The sequence below is a fragment of the Streptomyces sp. NPDC051664 genome (assembly GCF_044453545.1).
GTDB lineage: Bacteria > Actinomycetota > Actinomycetes > Streptomycetales > Streptomycetaceae > Streptomyces.
On the sequence record NZ_JBITCU010000077.1, the window covers coordinates 1 to 8,469 of the forward strand.

Genomic DNA, 8,469 nt, shown 5'->3' on the forward strand with positions numbered 1-8,469 from the left:
CGACATCGGCGAGGCAATCCCCGCCCAGAGCCGTCGCGAGCGCGACATCCAGCAGGACTTTGCCAGGGTCGTGCACCGTCCGCGGCTTGCGCCACGGCGCCAGTGCCGTCGATATCGCGGTGTCCAGGCCGCACTTGCGGACCGTCTCGACCAGCAGCACCGCCCCGGCCTGCGAAACCGTCCCGCTGCCACCGCCCTCGACGCGGACACGCGGGTACAACCCGATACGCTTGCTCACCTGGAGAGTGCTTCTTTCCGTGCAGCCAACAGGACCCTAGACAAGTCCCATCGTTGCAGGTCAGGAGCACTCTCCGCTTATTTGATCAAGCATCGGACAACCCACGTCGTGAAAGCCCGAGGCTAGTAAGGCGAAGCAGGCGAGCAGTTTGTAAATTCTCGGCTTCTGGAAGGCCCCGGTGATGGTCGGCTTCCTCGAGTCGACGCCTCGAGATATCCGTGCAGATGCGATGCGAGAGAGCCGTACGGGCCAAGGATCACTTCACAACCATCCCAACCCGCACGGCTCTCCTCACGTTCCCGACCAGCCAAAACCGCTGTTGTACACCACGCCGTATGGGCTCACGTCGTGTGTGGTCAGGTGGTGCGGTAGGCGATGTGGAGGGTGTCGCCGGTGCCGCCCTGCGATTGCGGGCTCCCACATCGTGTACGCGCCAGGCACCTGCTGCTTGAAGCCGGTCCAGGCGGTGCCGTTGAAGGAGTTGAGATAGATCGTGGAGTCCAGGCCGCGTACCGCGCAGTACAGAACACCGTTGCGGACGGCCAGGGCAGGGGCGCTGTCGGTGAGGCCGCCGAGGTTTGTCGCCGCGGACCAGGTGTTGCCGTCATGGTTGAGGATCTACGTCGCGCCGTCGAAGCCGATGCAGGCCAAGTAGAGCTTGTTGTTCAGGGTGGCGAGGGCCGCGGCGTGGAAGGTCTGCAGGCTGGCGACGGCGGACGTGGGGAAGGGCGGCTCCCCGGGTGGGGTGCCGCCCCGCCCTTCGGCTGGGCCGGTCAAGTCGTTTTACGGCGCGGGGACTTCCCGAACGATCTGCGAGGTCCAGGGGCAGAAGATGAGGCCGGGCAGGAAGGGGCCGCCGGCCTCGTCGAGGTGGTCCTCGACGTACGGCAGTGTCGCGTCGCAGACCTCGATGGCGTAGTTGAAGAAGTGGACCGTCTCAGGGTCGTAGTGGAAGCTCCAGCCCGGGTTGTACGAGGCCGGGTACTTCCTGAGCCTGCCGACGACGTGCGGCTCGTCGTTTGTGGCACCGCTCACCAGGTCCCTGGCGTGCTGGATCTCGCGCTCCTGCACCAGCTTCACGATGAATTTGCTCCGGGTGATATCGGTCATCTCGAAGTACGCGGGCTCGGCGGCGGCGGTCCGCTGCGCTCCCTCGCGGTGCTGGGTGGCCTGGGCTGGCTGGGCCACGGTGAAGGCGAGAATCGCGACGGCGGCGAGGCTTCCGGCCCTGGTGAAGAGGTTTCGCACGAGAATCTCCATTGGTACGTGGCAGACCGTGATGACCATGGTCGCTCGTGACGCAATGTAGCTTATTGACTACGGAAAGTAGCAGTCGATGTCGGGGTGGACGCCGGGAGGGAAGGGGCCCGCAGCGGTTAGCGGCAGCGGCGGCTCCGTTTCTCGTCTCTCGCGAACGACCAGTTGAGAGAACCGTGCGCCGCGCCGTTCCCCTGGCCGCGGTCTGCCAAGTCGTCGGTCGCAGAAGGCCTCTCAGAACCTGCCGGTGCTGCGACGACGGCGCTGTTGACCTGCGGATAAGCGGCCCCCGGCCGCGATCCGCCGCGCGGGCATCAGCCGTTTGACCATGTGGCTGCGCAACCGCAGGGTTCGCGGGGCCGAAGCCCTGGCCTCGGCGGCCGTGGATGCCGCCGGGCGTCAGCACACCGCCGTCGTCGGCGAGAAGGCCATCGCGAAGATGGTGCACACCCTCGCTCAGGAGGTGATGACCCTCAACGAGAAGATCACCGAGATCGACAAGCTCATCGAGGGCCGGTTTCGTGAACACGAACTCGCCACAGTGATCGAGAGCATGCCCGGCATCGGTCCCGTGCTCGGTGCCGAGTTCCTCGCCGCGACGGGTGGCGATCTGACCGCCTTCCCGACCCCGGACCGTCTCGCGGCCTTCGCCGGCGTGGCACCCGCACCACGCGACTCCGGGAAGACCAGCGGCAACCTCCACCGGCCGAAGCGGTACCACCGCCGGCTGCAGCGGGTGTTCTTCCAGTCCGCACTGATCAGCATCCGGTGCGACCCCAACTCCCGGACGTTCTATGACAGGAAGAGAGCCGAGGGGAAACGGCATGTCCAGGCCGTCCTCGCCCTCGCCCGCCGACGCGTGAACGTGCTGTGGGCGCTGATCCGTGACCGGCGGTGCTACGAGGTCACTGCCCCTGCCGCCGCGGCGGCTTGACCCTGCGGTAGAGCTGTCGGCCGATGGGCTTCCGCCCGGGCCGGGCGTCGGTAGGGTTTGCCTATGAACGATGCGTCCACGGCAGATACAAAGACCGTATCCACCCCGTATACGACTTTCCTCCAGGGGCTGGGCCGTGAACCATCGGCAGACGAGTGCTGGCGGTGGGCCGCCGAGCACGTCGGCACCGCGGAAGAGCCGCGTGCCCTGTCGGACGCCGGCTGGTATACCGCCCGTGACGGCCGGCACGAGGCAGCCCTCACACTCTTCCGCCGAGTGGTCGAATTCGGGGGCGAGTTCGCCAGAGACGCCCAGGTCGGCATTGTGGACCAGCTGTATGCGCTGGACCGTGCGTCAGAGGCCGACCAGGCCCAGCACGCGCTGCGAGCCGAACTCGACACCCAGCCCGCCGGGTTCACAGATCTGCGGGTCTTCGACGATATGGTCGAGGTGCTGTGCGAGCACGAGCAGCACGAGCTGGCACTGGCGTGGTGCCAGGCGGGCCTGGACCGTATCGCCGAGACCAACGACACCCCGGACGGGGAAACGGACGAGTACCGGCATGGACTGCTCATCGACCGCGGCTTCCTCCGTGGCGAGCTGGGCATCCCCCTGGACGAGGACGACCTGGCCGCCGAGACCGAAGCCGACGCCGCCCTCACGGCGTTCCGCGCCCTGGTGCACGACAAGTGGGACGACCCCTTCCACAGCCAGGACGGAGAGACGTACGACGGGATCGTCCTGCGATGGGCCCGCGAGGACTTCACAGCGGTACGGGAACGCTGGCCCGAATCGACCGTGCACTACGGCGATGACTACGCCACCTACACCGCACGGATCCAGCGCGAGGCCCGCGGCTACGACGAGTCCGGCGCTGCCCACGTGCACATGGTCACCGCCACCCTGGCCGACTTCGAGGCATACGCCCAGCGCACAGGCCAAGACCCGGCCGATCACACGACCCGGCAGCACTACGGAGAATGGCACCACACGACCCACCCGGACCAGACGCTGACCTGGCCACCTGCACGCAACGGGCCGTGCTGGTGCGAATCGGGCCGCAAGTACAAGAAATGCTGCGGCACCCCCGCCAACAACTGATCACCCCAAGCACCAGAATCGCTTGACAACTCTATTGGGAAGCCAGGGCCCGCAGCTCCTGCAGTTCGAGGGCGTCGGCGGGGCTGACCAGTATGGCGATGGTCTGTCCGTGGTCGGTGATGGCGACCGGTTCACGGGTGGCGCTGACCTCGCGGGCGATGGCGCCCAGCCGGGCGCGGGCTTCCACGATCGAGTAGGTGCTCTGCGTCGTCATGCACACCACCTTACGGAAGTGTGCACGTCTCCACCATCGAACGCACTTCGTACGTCATACGTACGGCAAACGTACGCAACTCGTACGTTTCATAGGGTAGAGTGTTGGTCAGGAGGTGTTCCATGTCCGAGTTGTTCGACGCGGTCGACGCACTGCTCGCGTCCCGCGCCACACTGCCGCCGCCGACGGAGCGCAAGCGGCTGCGTGCCGCGCACGGCCTGACGATCGATGAGGTGGCCACCGCGCTGAAGGTGCGCCGGGCCACGGTGTCCGGATGGGAGTCCGGCAAGACCGAGCCGCGCCCGCCGGAGCGGGACGCGTATGCCCGGCTGCTGGACAAGCTCGCGGAGCTCTACCCCGCCCCGGCCGCTCCGATCGACGCGGCCCCGCCCGCCAAGGACGCCGCAGTGCCGACCACGTTCACCGGCGCGCCCGACACGGCAGGCGAAATGCCGACGGTGCTGGATGCTGCGGTAGAAGACATGATCGAAAGTCTTTCGAAGCCCACTCCCGCCCCCGCCCCGGTAGTTGACATGCCGCCGGTTCCGGACGATGCCATTGACCAGGCGTTCGCTCAGCCGCCCGCCGCGTCGTCGCGGCGCCCGGCGAGCACCACCAGGAGCACGTCGATGTCGCGCCGCCCGGGTGCGAAGAAGGCGGCCCCGTCCGCGACCCCGGCGGGCGCCGACCTGCGGTTCGAGAACGGGCCGCTGGCGGTCGTCGATGTCGAGGACGGGCAGGTGCTGGCGTACTGCACCGGTGGCCTGGTCCTGGACGTGCCCGCCAAGAGCCTGCCGGCCCTGGTGGACTGGACTCTCAAGGAGGCGAAGCTCGGGGCGCCGAAGCTGGCCGGTCCGGGTAAGCCGGCTGACCCGCTGCTCGTGCTCACCGAGGCCGCGCTGGAGCGCTACGGCCTCCCGGTCGCCCTCAGCGATCAGGAGCGGCTTGCCGGGCGGATTCCGGAGGGCCACAAGGTCATTAAGCAGCTGACCCGAGCGCAGTGGCAGCTGACGAAGCGCGGGTTCGGGCCGTGGGCGCGGATCTACCGCCCAGCACAGGGCTCGGAGCGGGCCTGCGTGCAGCTGTGCATCCCGTCCTGGAACGCGCTGGACACCCGGCACTGGGGTGCGGCCGGACAACTGCCGCCAGCGGAGCTCGCCCGGCTGCTCGGCACGTACGCGTCGCGGGTGATGACGCCGCGCGGTTCCACCGCCGTGACCGGCCTGGAGTTGATGACGGCGCTGCACCCGGCGACCCGGGCCTCCGAGCCGGACGCGGATGGCAAGCGGCACTCCGAGCACAACCCCGGCTCGCTAGGGAAGGACCCGGTCGACTGCGCGCCGTGCGAGGCCCCCGACGGGCACCCGCTCCTGAAGGATCTGCCCCGCTTCCACGTCCGCGGACCTGCCCAGAAGCTGTTCGAGGAGGCGTACGACTGGGCACGGCCGCTCACCGACGACGAATGCCTGCGCCGCAACCTCGTGGGCATCGACGTCAACATGGCGTTCGGCGCGGGAGCCAACGGTTTGATCGTGGGCCTCGGCGCGCCGACGCACGTCAAGAACCCGGTGTTCGACCCGAAGTTGCCCGGCTCGTGGCTGGTCGACCTGTCCCACGTCGACCTGTCCCGGGTGAAGGTTGGCAAGGAGTGGGTGGACCTGGACGGATCGATGCTGCCCAGCCCGTTCACGCCGAAGGGCGAACGACCGCAGGGGCCGGCCTGGTACGCGACGCCGACCGTCGCTTACGCGGTGGAGCTGGGCTACGACGTCGCGCCGACCGAGGCGTATGTCCGGTACGAGAACGGCCGCTACCTGGACGGCTGGTACAACCGGCTGCGCGATGCTTACCTCGCCACGATGGCCGACCTCGGCGTCGGCGCGGCCCTGTCGCCGGAGGACTTCCTGGCGGCGATGGACGGCTACAAGGGCCGTGACCCGGAACTGACGATCGTGGTGACTGCCGTCAAGGCCACGGTGAAGGGCGGCATCGGCAAGCTGCGCGAGCGGCCCCGGGGCGAGGGGTGGCGGCCCGGCGAGCCGTGGCGGGCGCTGTCGCGGCCGACGTGGCGGCCGGACATCCGCGCGGCGGTCATCTCCCGCACGCGGATCAACCTGCACCGCAAGATCGTCAAGCATGCGGCATTCACCGGGCAGTACCCGGTCGCGATCCTCTCCGACTGCGTCGTCTACGCGACCGACGGCGAGAGTCCGCTGGACTTCCTGCCGTACCGGGAGGGCAAGCCTTTGCCGGGCGGCTTCAAGCTCGGGGTGAACCCGGGCCTGGTGAAGCACGAGGGCACGCAGAGCGTGCTGTGGGGCGAGGGTGTGAGGGAGCAGTTCCAGGCCCCGGAGCTCAACCTCGCCCGGTACATCAAGGACGGCACCGTCACCGACCAGGACAACGGGGAGTAGGTAGCCGATGAGCACGTTCGGGGACGGCCTCGACAAGGCGGTACAGAAGGCGTTCACCCGCCCGACGCCCAAGAGCGCGGGCGCGCAGATGCGGTACCTGGTCAAGCAGTACAAGGGCACCAAGGCAGTCGCCCAGATGCTGCGGATCTCCCAGCGCACCGTCGAGCGGTACGTCAAGGACCAGATCAAAAAGCCCCGCCCGGACCTCGCCGCGCGCCTGGAGCGCGAGGTGAAGGCCCGGTGGCAACCGCAGATCCGGGCGAAAGCCAGGGAGAAGGCAGCGAGCACCGGCGGCATCGTCATCGACACCCGGGCCCGGCTCGGCTACGTCGCACCGATCGGATCGACGGATGAGGACCGGATCCGGCACCTGACCGTCGCCCTACCGCCGCGACACGCCGCCCGCCTCTTCGAGGCCCAGGAGGCCGGTGCCAGCGACGACCGCCTGAGGGAGATCGCCGCCGAAGCCCTCAAGGAGACCTACTTCCAAGATGGCGGCCGCCGCGCCGGCTCCCTGGAGGAGGTCCACTTCACGGACATCGAGCACCTGGAGTTCGACCTGTAGACGCGGCGTCGGGGAGCTGGTGGCTGTTGAAGCGGCTGACGCTGGCCGTGCCCGGCGTTCGGTCGAGGCCGTCAGAGCTGGCGGCCGGTGACGTCCCCGAAAAAACGGGATCGTCGCTGGAACGCCGCCAGCGCCGTACTTGCTGCCGACGTGACCTTCTTCTTCGCGCCGGAGGAGGAGATCGCCAAGGCCACCGCGGAGTTGTCGACTGTCCTGCCCAACACTCCGGCGGGCGTCCTCACCTCGTTGCCCGGCGTCGGCATCGTGACCGCCAACGCTTACGAAGCCGCGATCGGTGACCCGGCCCGCTTCAGAACGCTGCCGGCGCCTACCGCGCCTCCGGCCTCGTCCCCATCGCCGGCCTCGTCCCCATCGCCTACGAATCCGCAGGCAAGAGCCGCCGGGGCAACCGGATCAGCCCCGGCTGCGGCCCGTTAACCCGATGACGACCGCCCTCCCGCCCTCCAGCGCTGTTTCGAGGTGGATTACCTCACTGTCGAACCCGCGAAAATCTATGTTGGCTGGAGTAGACATTGGGTGGTGGTGTGGTTATGGTTTCTCTCGTAGCCCAGAGAGACCGCAGGGCCTGGCAGGGACGAACTGCCGGGCAGCAGTACCCGTAGTTGCAGTTTGCAGGACGGTGCGGTGGTGGAGTTTCGAAGCCAGGGTTGTTGCAGGACGGCGACGGGACTGACGACCGGACCGGGTGGCCCGCAGTGATCAGGGGCCGCCGTGAGCAGTACCGCAGTGGCAGTACCCGTAAGTGCAGGTCGCAGTACCCAGCAGTGAAGTAGGTGAGCAGCACCTCGGTGAAGGCGTCGGCTGCGGACGCGCGTACCGGGAGGTTCGGCAGTGGGGTTCTAAGCCAGAGCAGACGCAGGACGGGCGACGGGGCTGGCTGCCGAAGAGTGGCGCTGTCGGCTGTCGCAGGCCACTGGGCAGTACGCAGGAAAGCAGTACCAGCAGTAGGTAAGTGATTGATCCCAGAGGGAAGAACGGAGGAGCCAGGCGCCATCAGGATCGCCCGGGCGGACGTCTGAGCCCGGGTACCGCAGGACATCGATAGTGAGGTGGTCTCCGGTCAAGCAACCGCGATCCCCGCGCACGCTCTCATCCCCCGTGAGTTGGTGCGGATCAAGAAGGTCGGCGCAGTATCAGGGCCGGCAGATGGTGTAGCAGTTCCTTCGGGGCCCTGGTGCCGTACGGCACCAGGGCCCCTCCACGCGTTCCACAGAGAGGTGCAATGACAGCAGACGACTCGTTCGGCCGTCTCGATGACGACGACTACCCCGCTTACACCATGGGCCGGGCCGCCGAGATGCTCGGCACCACCCAGGGCTTCCTCCGTGCCATCGGGGAAGCCCGCCTGATCACGCCGCTCCGTTCCGAGGGCGGACACCGCCGCTACTCCCGCTACCAGCTGCGCATCGCTGCCCGTGCCCGTGAGCTCGTTGACCACGGGACCCCCATCGAGGCTGCCTGCCGCATCGTGATCCTCGAAGACCAGCTCGAAGAAGCCCAGCGCATCAACGCCGAATACCGCCGCACCGACGAATCAGCGAACCCCACAACCGCGGCCGGAGACGGCTAAAACCTGCAACTCCCCAGGAGCTTCGCGGTTGCCACCCACACGTGCTGCCCGGGGCGCAAAGCGGACGCTGTTGGTCAATTCGGGCCCAGGTGCTTCGCCCCGTCGGATCCGACGGGGCGAAGTGCTGCGAAGTGACTGGTGCGGGTGCGGGCCCG

At 68.0% G+C, this 8,469-nt stretch carries 9 protein-coding genes and 1 pseudogene; 5 read left to right on the plus strand and 5 right to left on the minus strand.

What is annotated here, in order from left to right:
- From ACIA8E_RS41200 to ACIA8E_RS41210, 3 genes are all read right to left on the minus strand, one after another.
- Positions 1–238, minus strand: a 238-nt coding sequence (locus ACIA8E_RS41200; protein ID WP_399307155.1) for a transposase, incomplete at its 3' end; no start/stop codon positions are given.
- Positions 239–856: 618 nt separating this feature from the next.
- The gene (locus ACIA8E_RS41205; RefSeq protein ID WP_399307157.1) at positions 857–1,015 is read right to left on the minus strand and encodes a hypothetical protein; all 159 of its coding nucleotides are present in this window, start codon (positions 1,013–1,015) and stop codon (positions 857–859) included.
- Between the two features lie 6 nt (positions 1,016–1,021).
- The gene (locus tag ACIA8E_RS41210; RefSeq protein WP_399307159.1) at positions 1,022–1,486 is read right to left on the minus strand and encodes a calmodulin-binding protein; all 465 of its coding nucleotides are present in this window, start codon (positions 1,484–1,486) and stop codon (positions 1,022–1,024) included.
- 298 nt (positions 1,487–1,784) lie between these two features.
- On the opposite strand from ACIA8E_RS41210, the pseudogene ACIA8E_RS41215 reads away from it, so the two are divergent.
- Together ACIA8E_RS41215 and ACIA8E_RS41220 are read left to right on the plus strand one after the other, a co-directional pair.
- Positions 1,785–2,429, plus strand: a pseudogene (locus tag ACIA8E_RS41215) (transposase); the annotation flags it as partial.
- Positions 2,430–2,492: 63 nt separating this feature from the next.
- Entirely contained in the window at positions 2,493–3,530 is a 1,038-nt protein-coding gene (locus ACIA8E_RS41220; protein ID WP_399307161.1) for an SEC-C metal-binding domain-containing protein, read from the plus strand.
- A gap of 31 nt (positions 3,531–3,561) precedes the next feature.
- Here the strand turns inward: ACIA8E_RS41220 and ACIA8E_RS41225 are convergent, their stop codons facing one another.
- Complete coding sequence (locus ACIA8E_RS41225) at positions 3,562–3,744, minus strand: type II toxin-antitoxin system prevent-host-death family antitoxin (protein WP_399307163.1); 183 nt, start codon at positions 3,742–3,744, stop codon at positions 3,562–3,564.
- A 122-nt stretch (positions 3,745–3,866) separates the two neighbouring features.
- Here ACIA8E_RS41225 and tap point away from each other — a divergent pair, with 122 nt between their 5' ends.
- Complete coding sequence (gene tap, locus ACIA8E_RS41230) at positions 3,867–6,158, plus strand: telomere-associated protein Tap (RefSeq protein ID WP_399307165.1); 2,292 nt, start codon at positions 3,867–3,869, stop codon at positions 6,156–6,158.
- Positions 6,159–6,165: 7 nt separating this feature from the next.
- A complete protein-coding gene (gene tpg, locus ACIA8E_RS41235; protein WP_383933668.1) occupies positions 6,166–6,723 on the plus strand; it encodes a telomere-protecting terminal protein Tpg in 558 nt (185 codons plus the stop codon).
- A gap of 71 nt (positions 6,724–6,794) precedes the next feature.
- On the opposite strand, the gene ACIA8E_RS41240 is transcribed toward tpg, so the two are convergent.
- Positions 6,795–6,947 carry a hypothetical protein gene (locus tag ACIA8E_RS41240; protein WP_399307168.1) on the minus strand — a complete coding sequence of 51 codons (153 nt, stop codon included), beginning with the start codon at positions 6,945–6,947 and terminating at the stop codon, positions 6,795–6,797.
- Positions 6,948–7,966: 1,019 nt separating this feature from the next.
- Here ACIA8E_RS41240 and ACIA8E_RS41245 point away from each other — a divergent pair.
- The gene (locus ACIA8E_RS41245; RefSeq protein WP_399307170.1) at positions 7,967–8,314 is read left to right on the plus strand and encodes a MerR family transcriptional regulator; all 348 of its coding nucleotides are present in this window, start codon (positions 7,967–7,969) and stop codon (positions 8,312–8,314) included.
- The last annotated feature ends 155 nt before the right edge of the window (positions 8,315–8,469 follow it).